The sequence below is a fragment of the Burkholderia cepacia genome, from assembly GCF_029962485.1.
Taxonomy (GTDB): Bacteria; Pseudomonadota; Gammaproteobacteria; order Burkholderiales; family Burkholderiaceae; genus Burkholderia.
The window spans coordinates 2,812,345-2,838,406 of the sequence record NZ_CP073637.1 but is presented as its reverse complement, the minus strand read 5'-3'; the positions used below and the strand labels follow the sequence as shown (position 1 = coordinate 2,838,406).

The window sequence follows — 26,062 nt, the reverse complement described above, 5'->3', positions numbered from 1 at the left end:
TTTATGCAGCGCTCCGGATTTCGCCGTTTTCGAACAGGTTGGAGAAGCAGCGGCCGCACAGCGTCGGATGATCGGCGTGCGCGCCGACATCTTCGCGGTAGTGCCAGCAGCGTTCGCACTTCTGGTACTTCGACGCGGCTACGTCGACGCTTTCCTGTGCTTCGTCGTCGACCTTGACGACCGTCGCGGCCGACGTGATCAGCACGAACTTGAGATCATCGCCGAGGCTCGTGAGCGCGTTGTAACGCGCGCCGCTCGCATGCACGGCGACTTCGGCCTGCAGCGACGAACCGATGCGGTTCGCGGTGCGCGCTTCCTCGAGCGCCTTCGTCACGTTGCCGCGCACATCGCGCAGCAGCGCCCACTTCTCGATCAGCGCGGCCGAGCCGGCGACTTCCGGGTACGCGTAGTAGGTTTCCGTGAAGATCGTGTCGCTGGCCGGCTGGAACACCTTCCACGCTTCCTCGGCCGTGAACGACAGGAACGGCGCGAGCACGCGCAGCAGGCCGTGCGTCAGGTGGTACAGCGCGGTCTGCGCGGAACGGCGTGCGCGCGAATCGGCCGCGCTCGTGTACAGGCGGTCCTTCAGCACGTCGAGGTAGAAGCCGCCGAGATCTTCCGAGCAGTAGGTCTGCAGCTTCGCGACGACCGGGTGGAATTCGTACCGCTCGTAGTGGCCGAGCAGTTCCGTCTGCAGCTGCTGCGAGAACGCAACCGCATAGCGATCGATCTCGAGCCATTCCTCGACCGGCACTGCGTGCTGCGCGAAGTCGAAATCGGACAGGTTCGCGAGCAGGAAGCGCAGCGTGTTGCGGATGCGGCGATAGCCTTCGGTCACGCGCTTCAGGATTTCCTCGGAGATCGCGAGTTCGCCCGAGTAGTCGGTCGATGCGATCCACAGGCGGATGATTTCCGCGCCGAGGCGGTTCGCGACTTCATGCGGGTCGATGCCGTTGCCGAGCGACTTGCTCATCTTGCGGCCTTCGCCGTCGACCGTGAAGCCGTGCGTGAGCAGGCCCTTGTACGGCGCGCGGCCGTCGATCATCGACGCGGTCAGCAGCGACGAATGGAACCAGCCGCGGTGCTGGTCCGAGCCTTCGAGGTACAGGTCGGCCGGGAATTGCAGCTGATCCTTGTGCGAGCCGCGCAGCACGTGCCAGTGCGTCGTGCCCGAGTCGAACCACACGTCGAGCGTGTCGCGGTTCTTTTCGTACAGGTTCGCGTCGTCGCCGATCAGCTCGCGCGGGTCGAGCGACTGCCATGCCTCGATGCCCGACTGCTCGACACGCTTCGCGACTTCCTCGAGCAGTTCCAGCGTGCGCGGGTGCAGCTCGCCGGTTTCCTTGTGCACGAAGAACGCCATCGGCACGCCCCACTGGCGCTGGCGCGACAGCGTCCAGTCGGGACGGTTCGCGATCATGCTGAACAGGCGCTGCTTGCCCCACGACGGGTAGAACGCAGTCGCATCGACGCCTTCGAGCGCCGTTTCGCGCAGCGTCTTGCCGCCGTCGCGCGGCGTCACGTCCATGCCGGCGAACCATTGCGACGTCGCGCGGTAGATGATCGGCGTCTTGTGGCGCCAGCAGTGCATGTAGCTGTGCGTGTACTTCTCGCTGCGCAGCAGCGAGCCGGCCGCGTTCAGCGCCTCGACGATCTTCGGATTGGCATCCCAGATCGACAGGCCGCCGAACAGCGGCAGCGATTCGATATAGCGGCCGTCGCCCATCACCGGGTTGATGAAGTCCGAATCGGTCATCCCGTGCGCCTTGCACGACATGAAGTCTTCGATACCGTATGCGGGCGACGAGTGCACGACGCCGGTACCGGTGTCGGTCGTCACGTAGTCGCCGAGGTAGACGGGCGCCGTACGCTTGTAGCCGGGGTGGGCAGAGGCGAGCGGGTGGTGGAAGCGCAGGTTGGCGAGCTTCACGCCCGGCGCGGTCGCGACGACGCGGCCCGTCAGCTTGAAGTCGGTCATGCAGGCTTCGACGCGTTCTTCCGCGATGATCAGCAGCCCGCGCTCGGTGTCGACCAGCGCGTAGACGATTTCCGGATGGAGGTTCAGCGCCTGGTTCGCCGGGATCGTCCACGGCGTGGTGGTCCAGATCACGATGCCGCCTTCGGCGCGCGGCAGCGCCGCCAGGCCGAATGCCTGCGCCGTCTTTTCCGGTTCCGCGAACGCGAACATCACGTCGATCGTCGGATCGGTGCGGTCCTTGTATTCGACTTCCGCTTCGGCGAGCGCCGAGCCGCAGTCGAAGCACCAGTTCACCGGCTTCAGCCCGCGATAGACATAGCCCTTCTCGATGATCTTGCCGAGCGCGCGGATCTCTTCCGCCTCGTTGACGAAGTTCATCGTCTTGTACGGGTTGGCCCAGTCGCCGAGCACGCCGAGGCGCTTGAAGCCGACCTTCTGCTTCTCGATCTGCTCGGTCGCGTACGCGCGCGCCTTGCTCATCACTTCGGCCGCCGGCAGCGACTTGCCGAATTGCTTCTCGATCTGGATTTCGATCGGCATCCCGTGGCAATCCCAGCCCGGCACGTACGGCGCATCGAAGCCGGCCATGTTGCGCGACTTGACGACGATGTCCTTCAGGATCTTGTTGACCGCGTGGCCGAGGTGGATGTCGCCGTTCGCATACGGCGGGCCGTCGTGCAGGATGAACTTCGGCCGGCCCTTGCTGGCTGCGCGGATCTTCTCGTAGAGGCCGCGCTCTTCCCATTCCTTGACCCATTGCGGCTCGCGCTTGGGCAGGTCGCCGCGCATCGGGAACGGCGTGTCGAGCAGGTTGACCGGATACTTGGCCTGCGGTTTCGAATCGGCTTTCTTGTTGCTCATGATGGGATCGCTATCTAAATCGGGAGACGCTCGGGCGTCGTGAATCGGGGATGCGCGCGAGTGGGCGGCGCGAGGGTGCGGCGCCAGGCGCCGCCGTCCGGATCAGCTAATTCGGTCGGTGGCCGACGTCGAGAAGCCCGTGGCGCGGCTGCCCGGCGCACGGTCGCGCTCGATGAAGTACGCGCGCGCATTCGCGACGTCCAGTGCGATCGCGCGCGACAGCGCCTCGAGATCGTCGAATTTCGCCTCGTCGCGCAGCTTCTTCAGGAATTCGACGCGGATGAGCTTGCCGTACGCGTCGCCGTGCCAGTCGAGCAGGTGGACTTCGAGCAGCACACGGCCCGAATCGTCGACGGTCGGGCGCAGGCCGAGGCTCGCGACGCCCGGCAGCGGCTCGGGGCCGAGGCCGTGCACTTGAACGACGAAGATGCCCGCGAGCGCCGGTCGTTTGTGCGCAATCGGCAGGTTCAGCGTCGGGAAACCGAGGTCGCGGCCGAGCTTCAGCCCGTGCGCGACGTGGCCGCTGATCGCATAGCCGTGGCCGAGCGCCTGCGCGGCCGCATCGAGATCGCCGGCCGCAAGCGCCGCGCGCACGCCCGAGCTGGAGATGCGTGTGCCATCGCTGCCGGCCACCGTGCCCATCTGCTCGACTTCGAAGCCGTGCTGCTCGCCGGCCGCCTTCAGCGTGTCGAAGGTGCCTGCGCGCTTCGCGCCGTAGCAGAAATCGTCGCCGACCATCATCCAGCGGGTGTGCAACCCGTTCACCAGCGTGCGCTCGACGAACGCCTGCGGCGACTGGCTCGCGAACGTATGGTTGAAGTGCTCGACGACGACGCGGTCGACACCGTGATCGCGCAGCGCCTCGAGCTTGTCGCGCAGCATCGCGATGCGCGGCGGCGCGCCGGCCGGGTTGAAGAATTCGCGCGGGTGCGGCTCGAACGTCATCACGCACACGGGCAGGCCGCGTGCGTCCGCTGCCGCGCGCACGCGCGCGAGCAGGGCCTGGTGGCCGCGATGGACACCGTCGAAGTTGCCGATCGTCAGCGCGCACGGGGCGCGGCTCTCGGCGTTGGGCAGGCCGCGGAAGACTTTCACGATAGCGGATGCAGCGTCGGGGAATGGGCGGTGGGATGCCGCAAAGCAGAAGATTATAAACGTTCGGACGGGTCGGCGGCCGAGAAGGCGGGAAACGCGGGGGCGAATGGTAAAATTCGCGGATGAAAAAACTCGTGATCCTGATTTCCGGTCGCGGCAGCAACATGGAGGCCATCGTTCGCGCGTGCGCGCAGGAACGCTGGCCGGCCGAGATTGCCGCCGTGATCGCCAACCGGCCCGATGCGGGCGGGCTGGCTTTTGCCGCGTCGCACGGGGTGGCGACGGCGGTGGTTGACCACCGGTCGTTCGACGGCCGCGACAGCTTCGACGCGGCGCTCGCCGCCGAGATCGACCGTTTCGCCCCCGATCTCGTCGTCCTCGCCGGCTTCATGCGCATCCTCACGCCCGCATTCGTCAGACGATACGAAGGCCGGCTGCTGAACATCCATCCGTCGCTGCTGCCGAGCTTCAAGGGCATCCATACGCATCAGCAGGCGCTCGACGCGGGCGTCGCGCTGCATGGCGCGAGCGTGCATTTCGTCATTCCCGAGCTCGACAGCGGCGCGATCGTCGCGCAGGGCGCGGTGCCCGTGCGCGCGGGCGACGACGCGGCCGCGCTCGCGCAGCGCGTGCTGACCGTCGAGCATGTGCTGTATCCGCGCGCGGTGCGCTGGTTCGTCGAGGGGCGCTTGCGCCTCGAGAACGGCCGTGCCGTCGTGGCGCCGGAAGAAGCACGCTGGATTTTCGCGGATCAACCGCATACCGAAACGAGTGAGGGCGTATGAAGCTGCACGGATTCCTGATTGGCCAGACCGAGACCTTGCTGGCCGAGGTGCTGAAGTTCGCCGGCCCCGCCGACGCGACGACGAGCCGGTTCTTCCGCGCGCACCCGAAGCTCGGGCATGCCGAGCGCGGCGTGATCGCCGAGGCCGTCTTCGCGGTGCTGCGCCGCAAGATGGAGTTTTCGCACCTGGCCGAGAGCGGCACGGGCACGCCCGCGCGGCGTCTCACGCTGCTCGGCCTGATGCAGACGGCCGGCCGCAACGCGCTGAGGCCGTTTTTGTCCGACACCGAGTCCGCGTGGCTCGAGCACGTGTCGAAGATCGATCCGGCGAGCCTGCCGGTGCGCGTGCGCACGAACCTGCCCGACTGGATCCACCAGGCGCTGTCGGCCCGATTCGACGCCGAGGAACTCGCGCAGCTCGCCGCCGCGCTGAACTACCCGGCGCCGCTCGACCTGCGCGCCAACGCGCAGAAGGCGACCCGCGACCAGGTGATCGACGCGCTGCGTGCGAACGGCATCGATGCGGGTGCGATGCCGTTCGCGCCGTTCGGCGTGCGTGTCGTCGGCAAGCCGGCGCTGACGCGCCTGAAGCTGTTCGAGGAAGGCCAGATCGAGGTGCAGGACGAAGGCAGCCAGCTGCTGTGCTCGCTCGTCGCGCCGCGCCGCGGCGAGATGATCGTCGATTTCTGTGCGGGTGCTGGCGGCAAGACGCTCGCGCTGGGCGCGATGATGCGCTCGACCGGGCGCCTCTATGCGTTCGACGTGTCGGAAAAGCGCCTCGCGAAGCTGAAGCCGCGCCTCGCGCGCAGCGGGCTGTCGAACGTGAACCCGGTGCTGATCGACAGCGAGCACGATGCGAAGATCAAGCGGCTCGCCGGCAAGATCGACCGCGTGCTGGTCGATGCGCCGTGCAGCGGCCTCGGCACGCTGCGCCGCAATCCTGACCTGAAGTGGCGTCAGACGCGTACGGCGATCGACGAGCTGACGCCGAAGCAGGCGTCGATCCTCGCGAGCGCCGCGCGCCTCGTGAAGAAGGGCGGCCGGCTTGTGTACGCGACCTGCAGCGTGCTCGATGCCGAGAACGAGCGGATCGTCGAGCAGTTCCTGGCCGATCATCCCGAATTCGTGCTGGTGCCGGCGCAGCAGGTGCTGGCTGAGCAGCGCATCGAGCTCGAGATGGGCGACTACCTGTCGCTGTGGCCGCATCGTCACGCGACCGACGGCTTCTTCGCCGCGGTGCTCGAACGGCGCGCCGCGCAGTAACGGCGGCCCGGACGGACGATGGAAAATCTGCAGAGCCGCCTGCTGTCGCACCGGCTGGCATCGGTCATTCGTGACTTCCACCAGCCGGTGATGATCTGGCAGGCGGCGATCCTGGTCGGCGCGCTGTGTTTCGCATGGGTGACCGCGCGCTTCGTGCACGGCCGCATCGATGCGCGCCGCCGGGCAGCCGGCCGCGCGCCCGGTGCGGGTGCGCAAAGCCTGAAGCGCGCGTTGTTCCCGTTGTTCGGCAGTGTCTTCGTCGGCGCCGCGCAACTCGCGTTCGACCCGTTCATGTCGACGTCGCTGCTGTCGCTCGCGCTCGTGCCGCTGTTCGGCATCGGGTTGATCTACGTGCTGTTCTTCTTCGCGCGGCGCGTGTTCGCGCGCGACGGCCACACGCATGCGTGGCTGTCGATCGTCGAGAAGATCGTGTCGACCGTCGTGTGGGCCGCGATGGTGCTGACCGTGCTCGGCATCCAGCGCGACGTGCTCGGCTGGCTCGACAGCGTGCAGTTCCGCGTCGCCAATGCGCACCTCACGCTGCTGTCGCTGATCTCGGGCGCGCTGTGGGTGTGCGTGACGCTGATGGTCGCGATGTGGCTCGGCTCGGTGCTCGAGGATCGCCTCACCCGCGCGAGCACGCTCGACGCGAACCTGAAGGTCGTGCTGTCGCGGGTCGGCCGCGCGCTGCTCGTGTTCGCGGCGATCCTGATCGGGCTGTCGCTGGTCGGCATCGACGTGACGGTGCTCGGCGTGTTCGGCGGTGCGGTGGGTGTCGGCCTCGGTTTCGGGCTGCAGAAGATCGCGAGCAACTACGTGTCGGGCTTCATCATCCTGCTCGACCGCTCGCTGCGGCTTGGCGACGCGATCAGCGTCGGCGGGCTGCAGGGCATCGTCACGCAGATCCGCACGCGCTATACGGTCGTGCGCGGGCTCGACGGCAACGAGACGCTGATCCCGAACGAGAAGCTGATCACCGACGTCGTGCAGAACCAGTCGTCGTACCTGACGCGGGGCTATGCGAAGGTCGCGGTGCAGGTCGCGTACACGAGCGACGTCGAGCACGCGCTTGCGCTGCTCGCCGACGCGGCGAAGGGCGTGCCGCGCGTGCTGGCGGAGCCCGCGCCGACGCCGTATCTGGTGAGTTTCGGTGCGGACGGGATCGACCTGGAGCTTGGCTTCTGGATCGAGGATTCCGCGAAAGGCACGTCGGGCGTGCGTTCGACCGTGAACCGCAACATCTGGCGGCTGTTCAGCGAGCACGGGATTTCGATTCCGTTCCCGCAGCGAGAGGTGCGTGTGGTCGGATTGCCGGACGGTTTTTCCGCCGCGGGTGCGACGGCCGGGCTCGATCCGGCGGCCGTGAACGGTGCGGCGGACGGGCGCGCACCGGCTGCGTAGCGCGCACCGGCCGTCAAATGGTTTGACCCCGCGACCGGAACCGGATCGCGGGCCTTTCCAAGTCCGCCCGTGGACTGCTCCAGTTGCGCCAGGGCAAGAAAATATTCATTTTTTACAAAGACTTGGAACGGTTGAAGTAAAATTCAAGTCTGTACGCGGTATGCTTTCATTTTTCTGACGCTCGGCGCGAGCCGGTGTCGCTCTCATCACAGGTACCTGCCTTGTTGAATTCCCTGCTCGATTTTCTTTCCCACGGGCTCCTGCATTTTTCGTGGTGGCAGGTCGCGCTGTTCGCGCTCGCCGTCACGCACGTCACGATCATCGGCGTGACGGTCTATCTGCACCGCTGCCAGGCGCACCGTGCGCTGGAACTGCATCCGATCGCGAGCCACTTCTTCCGCCTGTGGCTGTGGATGACGACCGGCATGCTGACGGGTCAGTGGGCCGCGATTCACCGCAAGCACCATGCGAAGTGCGAGACCGAGGAAGATCCGCACAGCCCGCAGACGCGCGGCATCTGGAAGGTGTTCCTCGAAGGCGCGGAACTGTATCGCGCGGAAGCGAAGAACGAAGAGACGATGCGCAAGTTCGGTCACGGCACGCCGAGCGACTGGGTTGAGCGCAATGTCTATTCGAAGTACCCGATTCTCGGCATCAGCATCATGATGGTGATCGACGTCGCGCTGTTCGGCGTGCTCGGCCTCACCGTGTGGGCCGTGCAGATGGTCTGGATTCCGTTCTGGGCGGCTGGCGTCGTCAACGGCTTCGGTCACTTCTGGGGTTATCGCAACTTCAACTCGGCTGACGCGAGCACGAACCTGTTCCCGTGGGGCATCGTGATCGGCGGCGAAGAGCTGCACAACAACCACCATACGTTCGCGACGTCGGCGAAGCTGTCGAACAAGTGGTACGAGTTCGACATCGGCTGGATGTACATCCGCATCATGTCGGCGTTCGGTCTTGCGAAGGTGAAGAAGGTCGCGCCGACCCCGCGCCTGAACAAGCCGAAGACGGTGCTCGACCAGGAAACGCTGCAGGCCGTGCTGTCGAACCGCTACGAAGTGATGGCGCGCTACGGCAAGGCCGTGAAGCGTGCGTATGCGCAGGAGCTCGCGCACCTGAAGGAACTCGGCTCGAGCGAGAAGTACCAGCTGATGCGCGGCGCGCGCAAGTGGTTCCACAAGGACGCCGACGGCCTCGACGAGCCGCAGAAGAAGCTGCTGCCGGAAATCTTCGCGAACAGCCAGAAGCTGCATACGTACTTCCAGCTGCGCCAGGATCTGGCCGCGATCTGGGATCGTTCGACCGCGTCGCGCGAACAGCTTCTCGCGCAATTGCAGGATTGGTGCCATCGCGCAGAACAAAGCGGCATCAAGGCGTTGCAGGAATTCGCGACGCGCCTGCGCCGCTACGCCTGATTCGAAATCGATTAGAATCTCAGGACGTCACAAACCCCGCGTTGGCGGGGTTTTTTCATTTGGGCCGCCGGTTTTTGATGGACGTCGGCAGGGCGGAATTTGTATGACCAGAGGAGACGGGGCTGGAGCCAGTGCCAAGGCGCTAACTCTGGTCGTCCGCGAAGCATGGGACCCGAGTAAGCGCTAAGGCGCTAACTCTGGTCGACCGCGAAGCATGGGACCAAAGTAAGCGCTAAAGCGCTAACTCTGGTCGACAGGAGATATGGAGATGCAATCGACGATCAAACCCGTCGAGTACGACCGGCCCGTCGCAGCAGGGACCGTGTGCGGCGTGGGGCAGGCATGGGCCAAGGTGCCCGACACGCCGTCCGCCGAGGAGCGGGCTGCACTGAAGGCGCGCATCAAGGCGCTGCTCGTCCGTGAAAAGGCCGTGCTGGTCGCCCACTACTACGTGGATGCCGAGCTGCAGGAGCTGGCCGACGAAACGGGCGGCTGCGTTGCCGATTCGCTCGAAATGGCACGCTTCGGCCGCGATCACGACGCGCAGACGCTGGTCGTCGCCGGCGTGCGCTTCATGGGCGAAACCGCGAAGATCCTGAGCCCGAACAAACGGATCCTGATGCCCGATCTCGACGCGACCTGTTCGCTCGACCTCGGCTGCCCGGTCGACGAATTCTCGGCGTTCTGCGATGCCCATCCGGATCGCACCGTCGTCGTCTACGCAAACACCAGTGCGGCCGTGAAGGCGCGCGCGGACTGGATGGTCACGTCGTCGATCGGCCTCGAGATCGTGGCCGACCTGCACGCACGCGGCGAAAAGATCATCTGGGCGCCCGATCGCCATCTCGGCAGCTATATCCAGAAAAAAACCGGCGCGGACATGTTGCTCTGGCAAGGCTCGTGCCTCGTCCACGACGAGTTCAAGGGCATCGAGCTCGACCTGCTGCGCGCCGAATACCCGGACGCGAAGGTGCTCGTCCATCCCGAATCGCCGGAAAACGTCGTCGCGCAGGCCGATGTCGTCGGCTCGACCACGCAACTGATCGATGCGGCGGTCAAGTTCGATGCCACGCACTTCATCGTCGCGACCGATCTCGGCATCCTGCACAAGATGCAGCTCGCGGCGCCCGGCAAGACCTTCATCGCCGCGCCGACGGCCGGCAACAGCGCGACCTGCAAGAGCTGCGCGCACTGCCCGTGGATGGCGATGAACGGCCTCGCGAACCTCGCCGACGTGCTCGAGCGCGGTCACAACGAGATCTTCGTCGATCCCGCGATCGGCCAGCGTGCGCGTTTGCCGATCGACCGGATGCTCGAATTCGCGGCCGCGCACAAGAAGCGCGTGCAGGCGAGCGGCGATCTGCAGCGCGACCAGCAATTGTTTGCGAACGTGGGGGCCGCATGAGCGAGGCAGTATCCCCGCTGTTCGACATCGTTCGTGAGCAATACGGCGCGGCGTTCGACGACGCGATCGTGCGCAACGTGGCCGACGCGATCGCGGAAGACGTCGGCGCCGGCGACCAGACCGGGCGGCTCGTGCCGGCCGGCGGGCGCCGCCGCGCGCGCATTATCGTGCGCGAAGAAGCTGTGCTGTGCGGCGTGCCCTGGTTCGAGGCCGTGATCGCCCGGATCGATCCGTCGATCACCGTGCAATGGCGCTATCGCGAGGGCGAACGCATGACGCCCGATTCGATCGTCTGCGAACTCGACGGGCCGGCGCGCGCACTGCTGACGGCCGAGCGCAACGGGCTGAACTTCCTGCAGCTGCTGTCCGGCGTCGCGACCGCGACGCGCCGCTACGTCGATCGCGTCGAAGGCACGCGCACGAAGATCCTTGATACGCGCAAGACGCTGCCGGGCCTGCGGCTCGCGCAGAAGTATGCGGTGCGCGTCGGCGGCGGCGAGAACCAGCGTCTTGCGCTGTACGACGGCATCCTGATCAAGGAGAACCACATCGCGGCGGCAGGCGGTGTCGGCGAAGCGCTCGATGCGGCATTCGCGCTGGAATCGGGCGTGCCCGTGCAGGTCGAAGTCGAGACGCTCGCGCAGCTCGACACGGCGCTCGCGCATCGCGCGCAGTCGGTGCTGCTCGACAACTTCACACTCGACATGATGCGTGAAGCCGTACGCGTGGCGGCCGGCAAGGCCGTGCTCGAAGTGTCGGGCGGCGTCAATTTCGAGACGGTGCGAGCGTTCGCGGAAACGGGCGTCGATCGCATCTCGATCGGCGCGCTGACGAAGGACGTGCGCGCGACCGACTATTCGATGCGGATCGTCGACTGACGGAACATCGTCCAGTCAGACAAAAAAAGCCGTTGGCGCGCAAACGCCAGCGGCTTTTTTCTTGTGCGTGACCCGGCCGCGGCCGGGAAGGGGTGTCGCTCAGCGGCGCGCGCGCGGCGTGAGCACGCTCGGCAATGCTTTCGGCAGCGAGTGCGGCCAGTCGCGGCTGTAGTGCAGCCCGCGGCTTTCGCGGCGCGAGTGCGCGCTCTTCACGATCAGCGTCGCCACGTCGACGAGGTTGCGCAGTTCCAGCAGGTCGCGCGTCACGCGGAAATTCGCGTAGTACTCGTGGATTTCGTCGCGCAGCAGCGACAGCCGGTGCTTGGCGCGTTCGAGGCGCTTGTCGGTGCGCACGATGCCGACGTAGTTCCACATCAGGCGGCGCAGTTCGTCCCAGTTGTGCGCGACGACGACTTCCTCGTCGGCATCCGACACGCGGCTTTCGTCCCATGCGGGCAGCGTGGACGGTGTTTCGGCGTCGAAGCCGGCCGCCTCGATCGCTTCGGCGGCTGCGCGGCCGATCACGAGACATTCGAGCAGCGAGTTGCTCGCGAGCCGGTTCGCGCCGTGCAGCCCCGTGTACGACGTTTCGCCGACCGCATACAGGCCCGCGAGATCGGTACGCCCGGCGAGATCGGTGACGACGCCGCCGCACGTGTAGTGCGCGGCCGGCACGACGGGGATCGGCTCTTTCGCGATGTCGATGCCGAATTCGAGGCAGCGCGCGTGGATCGTCGGGAAGTGTTCGCGCAGGAACGCTTCCGGCTGATGGCTGATGTCGAGATACACGCAGTCGATCCCGCGCTTCTTGATCTCGAAGTCGATCGCGCGCGCGACGATGTCGCGCGGGGCGAGCTCGGCACGCGGATCGTGCGCGGGCATGAAGCGCGTGCCGTCGGGCAGCTTCAGCAGGCCGCCTTCGCCGCGCACGGCTTCCGAAATCAGGAACGACTTTGCATACGGGTGGAACAGGCAGGTCGGGTGGAACTGGATGAATTCCATGTTCGACACGCGGCAGCCCGCGCGCCACGCCATCGCGATGCCGTCGCCGGTCGCGGTGTCGGGATTCGTCGTGTACAGATAGACCTTGCCGGCGCCGCCCGTGGCGAGCACCGTATGCGGCGCCTCGATCGTGATCGTGCGGTCGTGGTCGACGTCGAGCGCATACAGGCCGTGACAGCGGCGGCCGGGCAGGCCGAGCCGGTCCGACGTGATCAGGTCGATCGCGTGGTGGTTTTCGAAGAACGTGATATTCGGATGCTGGCGTGCACGCTCCGACAGCGTCGCCAGCACCGCGTGGCCGGTCGCGTCGGCCGCGTGGATGATGCGGCGGTGGCTGTGGCCGCCTTCACGCGTCAGGTGAAAGCCGAGTTCGGCCGCGTCGTCCTTCGTGAACGGCACGCCTTGCGAGATCAGCCATTCGATCGCTTCGCGGCCGTGCTCGACGATGTAGCGCGTCGCGCCTTCGTCGCACAGCCCGCCACCGGCGACCAGTGTGTCGTCGACATGGTTCTCGATACTGTCCGCCGAGTCGAGGACCGCCGCGATGCCGCCTTGCGCGTTATCGCTTGCCCCCTCCATCATCGAACGTTTCGCGATCAGCGCGACACGTCGCGTGCTGGCCAGGTTGAGTGCGACCGACAGCCCTGCCAGGCCGCTGCCGACGATCGCCACGTCGAATTTCATGCTGCATCTCCATCGTTACGCTTTTGATCTTGTGCGTTCCGGCGGCCAGGGCCGCGGAAAGGGGAGAGCATACCGCGTCGGGCCCGAGCGTGCGCGCAAAACAAAAAGCCCCGCAGGAGCGGGGCTTTTCGGTTGCCGTCAGGCTGGCAGAAACCGGAGATTACTTGATCTTGGTTTCTTTGTATTCCACATGCTTGCGGACGACGGGATCGAACTTCTTGATCGCCATCTTTTCCGGCATGTTGCGCTTGTTCTTCGTGGTCGTGTAGAAGTGACCCGTACCAGCGGTCGACTCAAGCTTGATCTTGTCGCGGGCGCCTTTTGCCATGATTGTGCTCCTTGGGCTTAGGCTTCGCCGCGTGCGCGCAGGTCAGCGAGCACGGAATCGATGCCGTTCTTGTCGATCAGGCGCAGGCCGGCGTTCGAGACGCGCAGGCGCACCCAGCGGTTTTCGCTCTCAACCCAGAACCGGCGGTTTTGCAGGTTCGGCAGGAAGCGACGCTTGGTCTTGTTGTTGGCGTGGGAAACGTTGTTGCCGCTCATCGGCGCTTTCCCAGTTACTTGGCATACGCGTGCCATGAGAGCACTCCTAATACGCTAAATTCGGGGTTCGATCGCCGGTGAAGGTTCCATCGCACCGCCACGTGATCCATGGCTGCACTCAGAACGCCGTAGCCCTTACAGACAAGGCCCTTCGATGGCTAGAACTGGTTGGAAAAAAGACAGACGACGATTCTAGCAGAAAAAGTTCAGAAAAATCAAACCTAATTTCGCTACGTCGTTGCGGCGCCCCGGGGTGGGCTGCCGCGGCACAGTCTACAGCCAACCGGCACGTGCGAACGAAAAAGTGTCATCGACGCCGACGACGACGTGGTCGAGCAGCCGCACGTCGACGAGTTCGAGCGCGTCTTTCAGCACGCGGGTCAGGCGACGGTCCTCCGCGCTCGGCTGCACGGCGCCCGACGGATGGTTGTGCGCGACGATCAGCGACGCGGCGTTGTGCATCATCGCGCGTCGCACGATCTCGCGCGGGTAGACGGCCATGCGCGTGAGCGAGCCGCGCGTGATTTCCTCCATGTCGATCAGGCCGTTGCGCGCATCGAGATACACCGCGATGAACACTTCGTGCGCACGAGAGCCGATCCTCAGCCGCAGGCAATCCTCGACGGCCCGGGGTGAGTCGATCGGCGTCCGTACCTGCGCCTTCTCGTTCAGCACGCGCCGCGCGATCTCGACGATTGCGGCCAGCCGTGCGGCGCGCGCGGGGCCGATGCCGGGGTGTGCCTCGAAATCGTCGGTGCTCGCTTCGAGCAGCCCGCGTAACGTCTTGAACTGACCGACCAGTGCGCGGGCAGTGACGAATACATCGTGCCCGGGCTTGCCCGTGCCGAGCAGCAGCGCGATCAGTTCGTCGTCGGTCAGCGCGGCCGGCCCGCGCTCCAGCAATCGCTCGCGCGGCCGCTCGGGCCGCCAGTCGCCGGTGCGGCGCTTGCGCGGGCGGATCGGTAGGACACGGCCCGGCGGATTGGCCGGCGCATCGGTGGTGTCGCAGCATTCGACCGGCGACAGGGCGAGGCAGGGTGACGTCATGCTCGAACTCCATTGGCGGCAGGGCGGTATGCGCGACGTCGTCGCACTTTCCGCCTTGCGCGCTCAGGTGACTTACAATATTGGCTTTGCGCCGGGCCATTCGGCCGTATCGGGCGCCGACCGAACGAGTAATTCATGAGCCTCATCGATCTATCCGAAGTGAAGCCCGGTTCCCATGTCACGTTGCATTACCGGCTGGCACTGGCCGACGGCGCCGACATCGTCAACACCTTCTCCGACAAGCCGGCCACGCTGCTGCTGGGCGCGGGGCAACTGGCGCCCTCGCTTGAACAGATTCTGCTCGGGCTCCGGGTCGGCGACCATTCGACTTTTCAGCTAGCCCCCGATCAAGGGTTCGGTCCCCGTAATCCCGACATGCTCCAGCGCGTGACGCTGTCGACGCTGCGCGAGAACGGGATGGTCGGCGACGATTTCACGCCGGGCGAGCTGATCGAGTTCAACGCGCCTGACGGCGGCCGGTACGCGGGGGTGCTGAAGGAAGTCAGCGAGACCTCGGCGCTGTTCGACTTCAATCATCCGCTCGCGGGCCAGGCGCTCACGTTCGAAGTGAAAATCATCGGAATCCTGTAATCATGAGCACCACCGATACGCTGTCCGGGCAGACCGTCGCGGCCGATGCCGAAATCCTGCTGGCCCAGCCGCGCGGCTTCTGTGCGGGCGTCGACCGCGCGATCGAGATCGTCGAGCGCGCAATCGCGATGCACGGTGCGCCGATCTACGTCCGTCACGAGATCGTCCACAACAAGTACGTGGTCGAGGATCTGAAGAAGAAAGGCGCGATCTTCGTCGAGGAACTCGAGGAAGTGCCGGCCGGCAACACCGTGATCTTCAGTGCGCACGGCGTGTCGAAGGCCGTGCGCGACGAGGCCGACGTGCGCGGGCTGCGCATTTACGACGCAACCTGCCCGCTCGTCACGAAGGTGCACGTCGAAGTGGCGAAGATGCGCCAGGACGGCGTCGACATCGTCATGATCGGGCACAAGGGCCACCCTGAAGTCGAAGGCACGATGGGGCAGGTCGAGCGCGGCATGCATCTCGTCGAGAGCGTCGAGGACGTGCAGAAGCTCGAGCTCGCCGATCCCGAGCGCATCGCGCTCGTCACGCAGACGACGCTGTCCGTCGACGACGCCGCGGAGATCATCGGGGCGCTGAAGGCGAAGTATCCGAAAATTCGCGAGCCGAAGAAGCAGGACATCTGCTACGCGACGCAGAACCGCCAGGACGCGGTGAAGTTCATGGCGCCGCAGTGCGATGTCGTGATCGTCGTCGGCAGCCCGAACAGCTCGAATTCGAGCCGCCTGCGTGAAGTGGCCGAGAAGCGCGGTGTGGACGCGTACATGGTCGATGCACCCGACCAGATCGATCCGGCATGGGTCGCCGGCAAGCGCCGCATCGGCGTGACGGCCGGCGCGTCGGCGCCGGAAGTGCTCGCCCAGGCCGTGATCGCGCGGCTGCGCGAACTCGGCGTGCGCAATGTCCGCGCGCTCGACGGCATCGAGGAAAACGTGTCGTTTCCGCTGCCGCGCGGGTTGAACCTGCCGCCCGCCGCCTGATTGCCGCATCGCACCCGCGGAACACCAAAGCGCGCCTCCCGGCGCGCTTTTTTTTGCGTTTCGAAATTGTAATCGCAACCATTATTCGCCGTCGTGGTGCAACCCGGTTGCTCCGTTCGTTCCTAACTGCCTCTCAAAATTGGTTGCAATGCAGGAAAACCCCATCGAATCAGGATTATTGGCGTCCTATAAATGGAGTTACAATGCGCCCGTTTTCAAGCCGGAATGGCTTTGAAATCGGGTTTTGGCAAGGCGCGGGAGACCATTCAATGCATGTGAAGTTGGCTTACGCCGAGTCCGTCGCCGTACCGGTTGCAATGCTTGCCGGATGCAGCAAAAAGAGCGACGACGGGGCGGGCAGGGAGGCTGCGGCGTTCGCGGCACCGCCGGCCAGCGGCGTGCGCGTCGCCGGAACCGGTCGTGCGGCGCCGTCGGCGTGCCGTATCGCGCAATTGGGCAACGACAAGGAATACGGGGCACGTTTGACGATTGACGAAATCAACGCGCTTGGCGTGACGAACGGTCCGGCAGCGGGCATGCCGGTTGCGTCGCGGCAAGCCGCCGATCGTGGCGCGACGGTGACCGTACGCGCCGATCGACGGATGCCGGCCGGTCGCGGCGCTGCAGGCGACGCGCAGATGTCACCGGCCCCCCTTCATTTCAATTCGATGAAACAGCGTGCCGCCACGACCGGTCGGGTCCTGGCGCGCGGTCTGGTTCGTACGACGGATTCCGACGCAGTCCTGACGAATGTCGGGTGCGGCTTGCGCAATGCCCCGGCGGGCGGCGCGGCGCGGAATCCGATCCGTCCGGGTGTGGCGCTTGCGTCGCGTCGGACGGGCCAAGGCACGGATGCCGGGAAACCGGACGAAGGCCGTCTCGGCATGCTGTCCCACGACTTCAAGGAGGCCACGAACACCGTCCTCGATGTCGTGACGATTTAGCGACGGGACTCATGACGGCACCGGGACAGTGCGGTGCCGTTTTTGTATCCGCTCCGGCGGCAGGTCCGGCCGTACAGGCCGGGCGGCGCGCGCCGGGACGATCCACCCTTACCGGTATCGACTAGTACTCGCAGTGTCGCCGAGAAGGCGCGATTCCTCGCTTACCCGCGGGGCGCAACGTCCTCCGGCAGCACGGGCCAAGGAGCTTTAAATGGATATTTTCGTCCAGCAGGTTCTCAACGGGCTGGTGCTCGGCAGTGTCTACGCCATCATCGCGTTGGGCTACACGATGGTGTACGGCATTCTCGGCATCATCAACTTCGCGCACGGCGACGTGCTGATGATCGGCGCGATGGTCGCCCTGTCGGCCATTACCGTGCTGCAGAACCATTTCCCCGGACTCGGCAACGTCGCGACGCTGACGATCGGCCTGGGCATCGCCGCGGTCGTCTGTGCGTTCGTCGGCTTCACGATCGAACGCGTCGCATACCGGCCGCTGCGCCGCGCACCGCGTCTCGCACCGCTGATCACCGCCATCGGCGTGTCGATCCTGCTGCAGACCGCCGCGATGATCATCTGGTCGCGCAACCCGCTGCCGTTCCCGCAATTGCTGCCGACCGATCCGATCAACGTGATCAAGGCGACCGACACGACGCCCGGCGCCGTGATCTCGGTCACTGAAATCGTGATCATCGCCGTTGCGTTCATCGTGATGGGCGGCCTGCTGCTGCTCGTGCACAAGACCAAGCTCGGCCGCGCGATGCGCGCGATCGCCGAAAGCCCGAACACCGCGAGCCTGATGGGCGTGAACCCGAACTTCGTGATCTCCGCGACGTTCATGATCGGCTCCGCGCTCGCCGCGCTGGCCGGCGTGATGATCGCGTCCGAATACGGCAACGTGCACTTCTACATGGGCTTCATCCCCGGCATGAAGGCGTTCACGGCGGCGGTGCTGGGCGGGATCGGCAACCTCGGCGGTGCGATGGTCGGCGGCGTGCTGCTCGGCCTGATCGAGCAGCTCGGGGCCGGCTACATCGGCAACCTCACGGGCGGCGTGTTCGGCAGTAACTACCAGGACGTGTTCGCCTTCATCGTGCTGATCATCGTGCTGGTGTTCCGTCCGTCGGGCCTGCTGGGCGAACGGGTCGCGGATCGCGCGTAACGGAAGGGAGCAAACAACATGACATCCATTCAACCGATCGAATCCTCGACGTCGCTCGTCGAAGAGCGCAACACCGCCAAGACCGTCGTCATCGGCCTGCTGACCGCCGTCCTCGTGATCGCGGCGCCGATCATCATCGGCTCGGCCGGCGGCAACTACTGGGTCCGGGTGCTCGACTTCGCGATGCTGTACGTGATGCTCGCGCTGGGCCTGAACGTGGTGGTCGGCTTCGCCGGCCTGCTCGACCTCGGCTACATCGCGTTCTACGCGGTGGGCGCATACACGGCGGCGTTGCTCAGCTCGCCGCACCTGAGCTCGCAGTTCGAGTGGATCGCGGCGATCGCGCCGAACGGCCTGCATGTGCCGTTCCTGATCATCGTGCCGATCGCGATGGCGCTGGCGGCGACCTTCGGGATCCTGCTCGGCGCGCCGACGCTGCGCCTGCGCGGCGACTACCTGGCGATCGTGACGCTCGGCTTCGGTGAAATCGTCCGGATCTTCATGAACAACCTCGACCGTCCGGTGAACATCACCAACGGCCCGAAGGGGATCACGGGCATCGATCCGGTGCATGTCGGCGGCTTCAACCTGTCGCAGACGCACTCGCTGTTCGGCCTGCAGCTGCCGTCGGTCTACATGTACTACTACCTGTTCGTGCTGTGCTCGCTGCTGGTGATCTGGGTGTGTACGCGCCTGCAGCACTCGCGTATCGGCCGTGCATGGGCAGCCATCCGCGAGGACGAAATCGCCGCGAAGGCGATGGGCATCAACACCCGTAACGTGAAGCTGCTCGCGTTCGCGATGGGTGCATCGTTCGGCGGCCTGTCGGGCGCGATGTTCGGTTCGTTCCAGGGCTTCGTGTCGCCGGAATCGTTCACGTTCTGGGAATCGATCGTGGTGCTGGCGTGCGTGGTGCTGGGCGGCATGGGCCACATCCCGGGCGTGATCCTGGGCGCGGTGCTGCTCGCGATCTTCCCGGAATTCCTGCGCTCGACGATGAGCCCGCTGCAGCATGCGCTGTTCGGTCACGACATCGTCGACACGGAAGTGATTCGTCAGGCGCTGTACGGCCTCGCGATGGTGGTCATCATGCTGTACCGCTCGGAAGGCCTGTGGCCCGCGCCGAAGCATGAGGACAAGATCGCGAAACTGGCGAAGCGCGCCAGCAAGAAGCCGGTGCGCGCGTAACGAACGGACAAGGGGATATCCACATGAGCGACAAGCAAATCCGACTGTCCGTGCAGGGCGTGAACAAACGCTTCGGCGGCCTGCAGGCATTGTCCGACGTCGGCCTGCAGATCAAGGAAGGCGAGATCTACGGCCTGATCGGCCCGAACGGCGCCGGCAAGACGACGTTCTTCAACGTGATCACGGGCCTCTACACGCCGGATTCCGGCGACTTCAAGCTGGACGGCACGAACTACACGCCGACGGCCGTGCACCAGGTGGCCAAGGCCGGCATCGCGCGCACGTTCCAGAACATCCGCCTGTTCGGCGGGATGACGGCGCTCGAGAATGTGATGGTGGGCCGCCACGTGCGGACCAAGCACGGCCTGCTCGGCGCGGTGTTCCAGACGCCGGCCGAACGTCAGGAAGAGCGCGAGATCAAGGAACGCGCGATCGAGCTGCTCGAATACGTGGGCGTGCTGCAGTACGCGGACTACACGTCGCGCAACCTGTCGTACGGCCACCAGCGCCGTCTCGAGATCGCGCGCGCACTGGCGACCGACCCGAAGCTGCTCGCGCTCGACGAGCCGGCGGCCGGGATGAACGCGACCGAGAAGGTCGAACTCACGCGCCTGCTCGACAAGATCCGCTCGGACGGCCGCACGATTCTCCTGATCGAGCACGATGTGAAGCTCGTGATGGGGCTGTGCAACCGGATGACGGTGCTCGATTACGGCAAGGTGATCGCCGAGGGTCTGCCGCAGGACGTGCAGAAGAATCCGAAGGTGATTGAGGCATATCTCGGCGCAGGGGTGCACTGATGGCAGCGGCAATGTTGAAAATCAAGGGCTTGCAGGTCAACTACGGCGGCATCCAGGCCGTCAAGGGCGTTGACATGGAAGTCCGTCAGGGCGAGCTCGTGACGCTGATCGGCGCGAACGGCGCAGGCAAGACCACGACGATGAAGGCGATCACGGGTCTGAAGCCGTATTCGGCGGGCGACATCGAGTACGACGGCAAGTCGATCAAGGGCGTGCCGTCGCACGAACTGCTCAAGCGCGGCCTCGCGATGGTGCCGGAAGGCCGCGGGATCTTCGCGCGGATGTCGATCATCGAGAACATGCAGATGGGCGCGTACCTGCGCAACGACAACGACCAGATCAAGAAGGACGTCGAGCGGATGTTCGGCTTCTTCCCGCGCCTGAAGGAGCGTGCGACGCAGCTCGCGGGCACGCTGTCGGGCGGCGAGCAGCAGATGCTGGCGATGTCGCGCGCGATCCTGTCGAAGCCGAAGCTGCTGCTGCTCGACGAGCCGTCGATGGGGCTGTCGCCGATCATGGTCGAGAAGATCTTCGAAGTGGTGCGCGAGATCTCGAAGGAGGGCATCACGGTGCTGCTCGTCGAGCAGAACGCGCGCCTCGCGCTGCAGGCGGCCGACCGTGGCTACGTGATGGATTCGGGCACGGTCACGATGGAAGGCGACGCGAAGAAGATGCTCGACGATCCGAAGGTGCGCGCCGCGTATCTGGGTGAATGAGCGTGTGAACGAGCGAGTCCGGTGACGCGTGGCGGCCTGTGCCGCGGGCGACGCACCAGGGCTTTCGAAAGGCTGTCACGGGATGCCGTGACAGCCTTTTTTTCATGTTGTGCGATTCGTGCCGAACTGTGCGCGTGAACGCGACTCCATTCGACTGTTGCGCCGCGCATCCGGCGCGGGAATGGTGGAACGCAGGCCGGCGGCAGGTGGTTCGATGCCGGTGGCCCACAAACCGACACACGGGCCGCGTAGCATCGACGGCCCATCCGAACACGGAGGGCACGCATGAGTCTGGACTACGGTTTCGTGAAGGCGAAGGTGACATCGGTGGCGACGCTGAAGGGCTCGCCGCATGGCAGCGAGATCCAGTATCACATCCACCTGACACTGGCGCTGCCGTCGGGCGACTGGGATGTCGCGATCAATGTCGGCACCAGCGATGCGGACGACTTGTTGAACTACAAGCTCGTCTACGATTTCCATCATCCCGTCACCGAGACGCTCGCGGCCGCGGCCGAAGGCTACACCGACCTCACGGGGCAGACCGCGCTGCCCGCGCTCGACTACCTGCGCAGCGACATCCTGAACGAGACGGGCGCGTGGCGCGCGAGTGCGGTGATGGACGGCACCGAAAATCCGGAGCCGATTCCGTCGCTGCTGCGGCTCGTGAACGCCGCGCAGTCGCAGGGCCTCGACGTCGTCGTGTTCGGCCGCACCTATACGGAAGGCAACGGCATTCACGATACGCACATGAACCAGGGCTCGACAGGCCCGAACTACCTGCATCGCGCGGGCGACGACCATAACGACCACAACGACGTGTGGCAGGACGGCGCGCTGATCGTGCGCGTGAGCCAGTCGCAGTGGGCCGCGTATTTCGCGGCGTTCGAGCAGCAGGCCGTGCCAACCGACGCGCTCGGCAATCCGCTGCCGGGCGCGGGGCCGATCACGCGCTGAGATCGCCGGCTGCCGGCTTTGGCGTCACGCTGCCGGCAGCGTCTTGCCGAACGAGATGCGCTCCTCGACGCGATAACCGAGCGCCGCATAGAAGCGGCACGCGTCGTCGTTGCCGGGCAGCACCTGCAGGTTGATCTTCAGGCAGCCGCGCGCGGCCAGCGCACGTTCCGCGTGCGCGATCAGCGCGCGGCCGACGCCGAGCCGACGCGCGTCGTTTGCGACGCCAAACGAGTAGAGCCAGCCGCGATGTCCGTCGAAACCCGCCATCAGCGTGCCGACGACGCGCGCGCCGCTGGTCGCGACGAAGAACAGTTCCGGCTGCGTCGCGAGCTTCAGCTCGATCGATCGCAGCGGATCGCGATGCGGTGGCGCATCGGTGTCTTCGTATTGCGGGAACGCGTCGCGCCATACCGCAAGCACGGCATCGGTGTCGGCGCGTTCGAACGGGCGGATGGCGACAGCATCGGCGGTGGCATCCATCGCGGCGGTCTCCTTAGAGCGTGTCGAGGATCGACCGCAGCATCGCCATCATCTGGTCGATTTCTTCGGTCGTTACGTTCAGCGCGGGCATGAAGCGCAGCAGGTTCGGCCGCGCGGCGTTCAGCAGCAGGCCGTCCGGCTGCATATCGCGCGCCTTCTCGACGATCTGCGGGCCGATGTCCTTGCCGAGCAGCAGCGCGCGCAGCAGGCCTTCGCCGCGTTCGCCCTCGAAGCCGCGCTCTTCCGACAGCTCGAGCAGCTTGCGCTTCAGGTATTCGCCGCGTGCGCGCACGCCCTCGAGGAATCCGGGCGCGACGAGCTGCGAGATCACCGAATAGCCGACCGCCGTCATCAGCGGGTTGCCGTTGTAGGTGCCGCCCTGATCGCCCGCCTCGAATACCGCGACGTCGGCCTTCGACAGCAGTGCGCCGAGCGGCGCGCCGCCACCGATGCCCTTCGCGAGCGTCATGACGTCCGGCTCGATACCGGCGAGTTCGTACGCGAACAGCGTGCCCGCGCGGCCGCAACCGCTTTGCACTTCATCGACGATCAGCAGCAGGTTGTGCTGCTTCGTCAGCGCGCGCAGCGCTTGCATGAATTCGCGCGTGGCCGGAATCACGCCGCCTTCGCCCTGGATCGGTTCGAGCATCACGGCGACGGTCTTGTCGGTGATCAGCTTCTCGACCGAGTTGATGTCGTTCAGCTCGGCCTTCGGGAAGCCCGGCACCTGCGGCGCGTAGATCGTGTCCCAGCCCGGCTTGCCGCTGGCCGACATCGTCGCGAGCGTGCGGCCGTGGAAGCTGTGGTCGAACGTGATGATCTCGTACGCGCCGTTCTTGAACTTGCGGCCCCACTTGCGCGCGAGCTTGATCGCGCCTTCGTTCGCCTCGGCGCCGCTGTTCGTGAAGAACACCTTGTCGAACACGCTGTGCTGCGTGAGCAGGCCCGCGAGCTTCGCCATCGGCTCGTTGTAGAACGCCGGCGACGGGTTCAGCAGCTTTTCGGCCTGAGTCTTCAGTGCTTCGACGATACCGTCGTTGCAGTGGCCGAGGCTGTTGACGGCCCAGCCCTGGATGAAGTCCAGATAGCGCTTGCCCGTGTGATCGTAGAGCCACGAACCCTTGCCGTGCGTGAACACGATGTCGGGGCGGTTCGTGATGTACATCAGCGAGTCGATCGGAAAATCGTTCAGGGGCATGGCAGCAGACTCCAGCGGACGTTGAAAGGGAACGGGCAATAAAAAAGCCACGGAAGGCCGTGGCTGGTGGATTCGAACAGCTTGTGCGTAACCGGTGAAGCGGTGTGGAGGTTACGCGCGAGTCCGTGACGAGCCTGCGGCATCCGGGCGGAGCGGCGAGCGGCGACGTCGAAGGGTGGACAGGAAGCAGTTCATGTGCGCAAGCATAAGGCATCCCGCGCCTCACTGTAAACCGCTGCGATGCCACGGATGTGACATCGCAGCGTGCGGCTCGGGACGCGGGCGGCCCTGGCGCTCAGACCGGATGCGCGAGATCGGCGGCGCTCGTGAACGAGTCCGCGTAGAACTCGTCGGCGGGCAGTGCGTGATGCTGCGTGAAGTCGCGCTGCGCGGATTCGACCATCACCGGCGCACCGCATGCGTACACCTGATGGCCCGACAGATCGGGCAGGTCCTCGATCACCGCGCGATGGACGAAGCCCGTGCGGCCCGTCCATTGATCGCCGGCGTCCGGCTCGGAGAGCACCGGCACGTACTTGAAGTTCGGGATCTCGCGCGCCCACTGCTCGGCGAGTTCGTCGAGGTAGATGTCCTTCTTGCGGCGGGCACCCCAGTAAAGCGTCATCGGGCGCGTGATGCCCGAGTGCTTCACATGCTCGATGATCGCCTTGATTGGCGCGAAGCCCGTGCCCGACGCGAGCAGCACGATCGGCTTGTCGGAATCCTCGCGCAGGAAGAACGTACCGAGCGGGCCTTCGAAGCGCAGGATGTCACGCTCCTTCATTGCGCCGAACACGTGGTCGGTGAACTTGCCGCCCGGCATGTGGCGGATGTGCAGCTCGATCGGGCCTTCCTCGTGCGGCGCGTTCGCCATCGAGTAGCTGCGGCGCGAACCGTCCTTCAGGATGAACTCGACGTACTGGCCCGCGAGGTACTGCAGGCGCTCGTTGGCGGGCAGTTGCAGCTTCACGACCATCACGTCGTCGGCCTTGCGCTCGAGCGCGGCGATCCGGCACGGCAGCTTCTTGACCTGCACGCCGTCGACGCCGGCGATTTCACGCACGTCGATTTCGAGGTCGCACTGGGCCTTCGAGCAGCACAGCAGCGCGAGGCCGCGCGTGCGTTCGTCGTTGGACAGTGCCGACGCGGCGTGCGGGCCCTGTTCGATCTGGCCCGACACGATCTGGCCCTTGCAGGAGCCGCACGCGCCGTTCTTGCAGCCGTACGGCAGATGGACGTTCTGGCGCAGCGCGGCGGCCAGCACGGTTTCGTCCGACTCGACCTGGAATTGCCGGCCGCTTTGCTTGAGAGTGACGTTGAATGCCATAGAACCAAACTAGAACAAAATGTGGGGACCGTGCATGTCGCGCACGGCAGCTACAATGCAAGACCGTTGCGCGTCGCGCAACGGCCGCTACTGATTTCGCAACCAACATGATCGCGACACGAATCCTGCGCCGGCCGCGCGCACTGATCGTCGGCTGCGGCGACGTCGGCATGCGCTGCGTCGCGCAATGGCGTGACGCGCGCCGCAACCTGCGGATCTTCGCGCTGACGAGCCACCCGGCCCGCCGCGACGAACTGCGCGCCGCAGGCGCGACGCCGATCGTCGGCGATCTCGATCGCCGGGCGACGCTCGGCCGCCTCGCGGGCCTTGCCCGCACGATCCTGCATCTCGCACCGCCGCAATCCGATGGCCGTGACGACCGGCGCACGCGTGCGCTGATCGCCGCAACGTCCATGCCCGCGCGTCGGCCATCGACCCCGCCGGCACCGGCGGTCGGCCGGCTCCGAACGCTGCGCACCGCTGCACGGCAGGCCGGCGCACCCGTTCGGGGAGCGCGTATTGTACCCGACGGCCTTCGCGCGCCGAGGCTCGTCTACGCGAGCACGACGGGCGTATACGGCGACTGCGGCGGCGCGCGCATCGACGAAACGCACCCGCTGCGCCCCGCCAATCCGCGCGCGTTCCGGCGCGTGTCGGCCGAGCGGCAACTGCGTGCGGCGACGGTGCGCGGCGTGCTGTCCGCGCGCATCGTGCGCATTCCCGGCATCTACGCGGCGAACCGTCTGCCGGTCGCGCGGCTCGAGCGCGGCACGCCGGCGCTTGAACCGGCCGACGACGTGTACACGAACCACATCCACGCGGACGATCTCGCGGCGATCCTGCGCCGCACGGCCGAGCGCGGCAGACCGGCGCGCGCCGTGCACGCGTCGGACGACAGCGAACTGCGGATGGGGGAGTATTTCGACCGGGTCGCGCAGGTGCTCGGCCTGCCGAGGCCGCCGCGCGTGAGCCGCGCGGACGCCGAGCGTCAGCTCGAACCGACACTGCTGTCGTTCATGCGCGAGTCGCGACGCCTGTCCAACGCACGGCTCAAGGCCGAATTGTGCGTGACGTTGCGATATCCGACCGTAGACGATTTCCTTCAAACGCTCGCGCCGGGCAGCGCGTCAGGTCAGCGCCGGTAACGCCTCGATCAGCAGGAAGCACAGCAGCGCACCGATCAGCGCGCCAATCAGGTTCGGATGATATTTGTGCTTCGCGTGCATCATGGCCAGCAGGCCGCCGATCACGACGACACCGATGACCGCGAACGCGATCATCACGGACGACAGTTCGAAAGAATGGTTGATGTTCATGGTATCTCCCCCTGCATCGCTGCTCTTGCAGCTTGTGATTT

The 26,062-nt window shown here is 65.8% G+C and carries 25 protein-coding genes; 15 read left to right on the top strand and 10 right to left on the bottom strand.

The window, feature by feature from the left end; all coding sequences use genetic code 11:
* Position 1 precedes the first annotated feature (1 nt).
* Together ileS and KEC55_RS13250 are read right to left on the bottom strand one after the other, a co-directional pair.
* The gene (ileS, locus tag KEC55_RS13255; protein ID WP_282505812.1) at positions 2–2,839 is read right to left on the bottom strand and encodes an isoleucine--tRNA ligase; all 2,838 of its coding nucleotides are present in this window, start codon (positions 2,837–2,839) and stop codon (positions 2–4) included.
* Positions 2,840–2,941: 102 nt separating this feature from the next.
* Entirely contained in the window at positions 2,942–3,934 is a 993-nt protein-coding gene (locus KEC55_RS13250; protein WP_059233405.1) for a bifunctional riboflavin kinase/FAD synthetase, read from the bottom strand.
* 122 nt (positions 3,935–4,056) lie between these two features.
* Between KEC55_RS13250 and purN the strand changes: the two genes are divergently transcribed.
* The 6 genes from purN to nadC all read left to right on the top strand — a co-directional run bounded on the left by purN (position 4,057) and on the right by nadC (position 11,083).
* A complete protein-coding gene (purN, locus tag KEC55_RS13245; protein ID WP_282505811.1) occupies positions 4,057–4,719 on the top strand; it encodes a phosphoribosylglycinamide formyltransferase in 663 nt (220 codons plus the stop codon).
* Entirely contained in the window at positions 4,716–5,981 is a 1,266-nt protein-coding gene (locus KEC55_RS13240) for an RsmB/NOP family class I SAM-dependent RNA methyltransferase (protein ID WP_282505810.1), read from the top strand. The genes purN and KEC55_RS13240 overlap by 4 nt, the downstream gene beginning before the upstream one ends.
* Before the next feature lie 18 nt (positions 5,982–5,999).
* A complete protein-coding gene (locus KEC55_RS13235) occupies positions 6,000–7,382 on the top strand; it encodes a mechanosensitive ion channel family protein (RefSeq protein WP_282505809.1) in 1,383 nt (460 codons plus the stop codon).
* Between the two features lie 221 nt (positions 7,383–7,603).
* On the top strand, positions 7,604–8,800 hold the full coding sequence (locus tag KEC55_RS13230) for a DesA family fatty acid desaturase (RefSeq protein WP_176050685.1): 1,197 nt from the start codon (positions 7,604–7,606) through the stop codon (positions 8,798–8,800).
* Positions 8,801–9,068: 268 nt separating this feature from the next.
* On the top strand, positions 9,069–10,205 hold the full coding sequence (gene nadA / locus KEC55_RS13225) for a quinolinate synthase NadA (RefSeq protein WP_282505808.1): 1,137 nt from the start codon (positions 9,069–9,071) through the stop codon (positions 10,203–10,205).
* Positions 10,202–11,083, top strand: a complete 882-nt coding sequence (nadC, locus tag KEC55_RS13220) for a carboxylating nicotinate-nucleotide diphosphorylase (protein ID WP_282505807.1) — start codon at positions 10,202–10,204, stop codon at positions 11,081–11,083. Before nadA ends, nadC begins: the two co-directional genes overlap by 4 nt.
* A gap of 99 nt (positions 11,084–11,182) precedes the next feature.
* Here the strand turns inward: nadC and nadB are convergent, their stop codons facing one another.
* The 4 genes from nadB to radC all read right to left on the bottom strand — a co-directional run bounded on the left by nadB (position 11,183) and on the right by radC (position 14,359).
* On the bottom strand, positions 11,183–12,769 hold the full coding sequence (nadB, locus tag KEC55_RS13215) for an L-aspartate oxidase (RefSeq protein ID WP_176050682.1): 1,587 nt from the start codon (positions 12,767–12,769) through the stop codon (positions 11,183–11,185).
* A 160-nt stretch (positions 12,770–12,929) separates the two neighbouring features.
* On the bottom strand, positions 12,930–13,097 hold the full coding sequence (rpmG, locus tag KEC55_RS13210) for a 50S ribosomal protein L33 (RefSeq protein WP_006478046.1): 168 nt from the start codon (positions 13,095–13,097) through the stop codon (positions 12,930–12,932).
* A gap of 17 nt (positions 13,098–13,114) precedes the next feature.
* Positions 13,115–13,348 carry a 50S ribosomal protein L28 gene (gene rpmB / locus KEC55_RS13205; RefSeq protein ID WP_004186391.1) on the bottom strand — a complete coding sequence of 78 codons (234 nt, stop codon included), beginning with the start codon at positions 13,346–13,348 and terminating at the stop codon, positions 13,115–13,117.
* Between the two features lie 237 nt (positions 13,349–13,585).
* Positions 13,586–14,359, bottom strand: coding sequence for a RadC family protein (radC, locus tag KEC55_RS13200; protein ID WP_282505806.1), 774 nt, complete (start codon positions 14,357–14,359; stop codon positions 13,586–13,588).
* A gap of 135 nt (positions 14,360–14,494) precedes the next feature.
* Here radC and KEC55_RS13195 point away from each other — a divergent pair, with 135 nt between their 5' ends.
* The 8 genes from KEC55_RS13195 to KEC55_RS13160 all read left to right on the top strand — a co-directional run bounded on the left by KEC55_RS13195 (position 14,495) and on the right by KEC55_RS13160 (position 21,700).
* The gene (locus tag KEC55_RS13195) at positions 14,495–14,950 is read left to right on the top strand and encodes an FKBP-type peptidyl-prolyl cis-trans isomerase (protein WP_006488950.1); all 456 of its coding nucleotides are present in this window, start codon (positions 14,495–14,497) and stop codon (positions 14,948–14,950) included.
* A 2-nt stretch (positions 14,951–14,952) separates the two neighbouring features.
* Entirely contained in the window at positions 14,953–15,933 is a 981-nt protein-coding gene (ispH, locus tag KEC55_RS13190; protein WP_011352949.1) for a 4-hydroxy-3-methylbut-2-enyl diphosphate reductase, read from the top strand.
* 269 nt (positions 15,934–16,202) lie between these two features.
* Positions 16,203–16,877: an amino acid-binding protein gene (locus KEC55_RS13185; RefSeq protein WP_282505805.1), complete on the top strand. Its 675-nt coding sequence runs from the start codon at positions 16,203–16,205 to the stop codon at positions 16,875–16,877.
* 211 nt (positions 16,878–17,088) lie between these two features.
* Positions 17,089–18,039 carry a branched-chain amino acid ABC transporter permease gene (locus tag KEC55_RS13180; protein ID WP_006488946.1) on the top strand — a complete coding sequence of 317 codons (951 nt, stop codon included), beginning with the start codon at positions 17,089–17,091 and terminating at the stop codon, positions 18,037–18,039.
* 18 nt (positions 18,040–18,057) lie between these two features.
* Complete coding sequence (locus tag KEC55_RS13175) at positions 18,058–19,227, top strand: ABC transporter permease subunit (protein ID WP_282505804.1); 1,170 nt, start codon at positions 18,058–18,060, stop codon at positions 19,225–19,227.
* A 23-nt stretch (positions 19,228–19,250) separates the two neighbouring features.
* Entirely contained in the window at positions 19,251–20,027 is a 777-nt protein-coding gene (locus tag KEC55_RS13170) for an ABC transporter ATP-binding protein (RefSeq protein WP_059233415.1), read from the top strand.
* The gene (locus KEC55_RS13165; RefSeq protein ID WP_282505803.1) at positions 20,027–20,743 is read left to right on the top strand and encodes an ABC transporter ATP-binding protein; all 717 of its coding nucleotides are present in this window, start codon (positions 20,027–20,029) and stop codon (positions 20,741–20,743) included. Before KEC55_RS13170 ends, KEC55_RS13165 begins: the two co-directional genes overlap by 1 nt.
* 285 nt (positions 20,744–21,028) lie before the next feature.
* A complete protein-coding gene (locus KEC55_RS13160) occupies positions 21,029–21,700 on the top strand; it encodes a DUF2278 family protein (protein ID WP_176050678.1) in 672 nt (223 codons plus the stop codon).
* A 24-nt stretch (positions 21,701–21,724) separates the two neighbouring features.
* On the opposite strand, the gene KEC55_RS13155 is transcribed toward KEC55_RS13160, so the two are convergent.
* The 3 genes from KEC55_RS13155 to KEC55_RS13145 form a co-directional block, all read right to left on the bottom strand.
* The gene (locus tag KEC55_RS13155) at positions 21,725–22,180 is read right to left on the bottom strand and encodes a GNAT family acetyltransferase (protein ID WP_282505802.1); all 456 of its coding nucleotides are present in this window, start codon (positions 22,178–22,180) and stop codon (positions 21,725–21,727) included.
* A gap of 13 nt (positions 22,181–22,193) precedes the next feature.
* The gene (locus KEC55_RS13150) at positions 22,194–23,378 is read right to left on the bottom strand and encodes an acetylornithine transaminase (protein ID WP_176050676.1); all 1,185 of its coding nucleotides are present in this window, start codon (positions 23,376–23,378) and stop codon (positions 22,194–22,196) included.
* A gap of 295 nt (positions 23,379–23,673) precedes the next feature.
* Positions 23,674–24,705, bottom strand: a complete 1,032-nt coding sequence (locus KEC55_RS13145) for a CDP-6-deoxy-delta-3,4-glucoseen reductase (RefSeq protein ID WP_174942003.1) — start codon at positions 24,703–24,705, stop codon at positions 23,674–23,676.
* 107 nt (positions 24,706–24,812) lie between these two features.
* Between KEC55_RS13145 and KEC55_RS13140 the strand changes: the two genes are divergently transcribed.
* On the top strand, positions 24,813–25,850 hold the full coding sequence (locus tag KEC55_RS13140; protein ID WP_282505801.1) for an NAD-dependent epimerase/dehydratase family protein: 1,038 nt from the start codon (positions 24,813–24,815) through the stop codon (positions 25,848–25,850).
* On the opposite strand, the gene KEC55_RS13135 is transcribed toward KEC55_RS13140, so the two are convergent.
* Positions 25,833–26,021 (bottom strand): hypothetical protein, encoded by a 189-nt coding sequence (locus KEC55_RS13135; protein WP_166961267.1) that lies wholly within the window; start codon positions 26,019–26,021, stop codon positions 25,833–25,835. The two genes, KEC55_RS13140 and KEC55_RS13135, sit on opposite strands and share 18 nt — an antisense overlap.
* Between the last annotated feature and the right edge of the window lie 41 nt (positions 26,022–26,062).

Coding starts and splice junctions, on each gene's coding strand:
- nadA (WP_282505808.1), top strand. CDS start 9,069: ATGCAATCGACGATCAAACCCGTCGAGTACGACCGGCCCGTCGCAGCA.
- KEC55_RS13135 (WP_166961267.1), bottom strand. CDS start 26,021: ATGAACATCAACCATTCTTTCGAACTGTCGTCCGTGATGATCGCGTTC.
- rpmB (WP_004186391.1), bottom strand. CDS start 13,348: ATGGCACGCGTATGCCAAGTAACTGGGAAAGCGCCGATGAGCGGCAAC.
- KEC55_RS13240 (WP_282505810.1), top strand. CDS start 4,716: ATGAAGCTGCACGGATTCCTGATTGGCCAGACCGAGACCTTGCTGGCC.
- KEC55_RS13165 (WP_282505803.1), top strand. CDS start 20,027: ATGGCAGCGGCAATGTTGAAAATCAAGGGCTTGCAGGTCAACTACGGC.
- KEC55_RS13170 (WP_059233415.1), top strand. CDS start 19,251: ATGAGCGACAAGCAAATCCGACTGTCCGTGCAGGGCGTGAACAAACGC.
- KEC55_RS13175 (WP_282505804.1), top strand. CDS start 18,058: ATGACATCCATTCAACCGATCGAATCCTCGACGTCGCTCGTCGAAGAG.
- KEC55_RS13150 (WP_176050676.1), bottom strand. CDS start 23,378: ATGCCCCTGAACGATTTTCCGATCGACTCGCTGATGTACATCACGAAC.
- KEC55_RS13160 (WP_176050678.1), top strand. CDS start 21,029: ATGAGTCTGGACTACGGTTTCGTGAAGGCGAAGGTGACATCGGTGGCG.
- KEC55_RS13140 (WP_282505801.1), top strand. CDS start 24,813: ATGATCGCGACACGAATCCTGCGCCGGCCGCGCGCACTGATCGTCGGC.
- nadB (WP_176050682.1), bottom strand. CDS start 12,769: ATGAAATTCGACGTGGCGATCGTCGGCAGCGGCCTGGCAGGGCTGTCG.
- KEC55_RS13195 (WP_006488950.1), top strand. CDS start 14,495: ATGAGCCTCATCGATCTATCCGAAGTGAAGCCCGGTTCCCATGTCACG.
- ispH (WP_011352949.1), top strand. CDS start 14,953: ATGAGCACCACCGATACGCTGTCCGGGCAGACCGTCGCGGCCGATGCC.
- KEC55_RS13235 (WP_282505809.1), top strand. CDS start 6,000: ATGGAAAATCTGCAGAGCCGCCTGCTGTCGCACCGGCTGGCATCGGTC.
- KEC55_RS13155 (WP_282505802.1), bottom strand. CDS start 22,180: ATGGATGCCACCGCCGATGCTGTCGCCATCCGCCCGTTCGAACGCGCC.
- radC (WP_282505806.1), bottom strand. CDS start 14,359: ATGACGTCACCCTGCCTCGCCCTGTCGCCGGTCGAATGCTGCGACACC.
- KEC55_RS13180 (WP_006488946.1), top strand. CDS start 17,089: ATGGATATTTTCGTCCAGCAGGTTCTCAACGGGCTGGTGCTCGGCAGT.
- rpmG (WP_006478046.1), bottom strand. CDS start 13,097: ATGGCAAAAGGCGCCCGCGACAAGATCAAGCTTGAGTCGACCGCTGGT.
- KEC55_RS13145 (WP_174942003.1), bottom strand. CDS start 24,705: ATGGCATTCAACGTCACTCTCAAGCAAAGCGGCCGGCAATTCCAGGTC.
- ileS (WP_282505812.1), bottom strand. CDS start 2,839: ATGAGCAACAAGAAAGCCGATTCGAAACCGCAGGCCAAGTATCCGGTC.
- purN (WP_282505811.1), top strand. CDS start 4,057: ATGAAAAAACTCGTGATCCTGATTTCCGGTCGCGGCAGCAACATGGAG.
- KEC55_RS13185 (WP_282505805.1), top strand. CDS start 16,203: ATGCATGTGAAGTTGGCTTACGCCGAGTCCGTCGCCGTACCGGTTGCA.
- nadC (WP_282505807.1), top strand. CDS start 10,202: ATGAGCGAGGCAGTATCCCCGCTGTTCGACATCGTTCGTGAGCAATAC.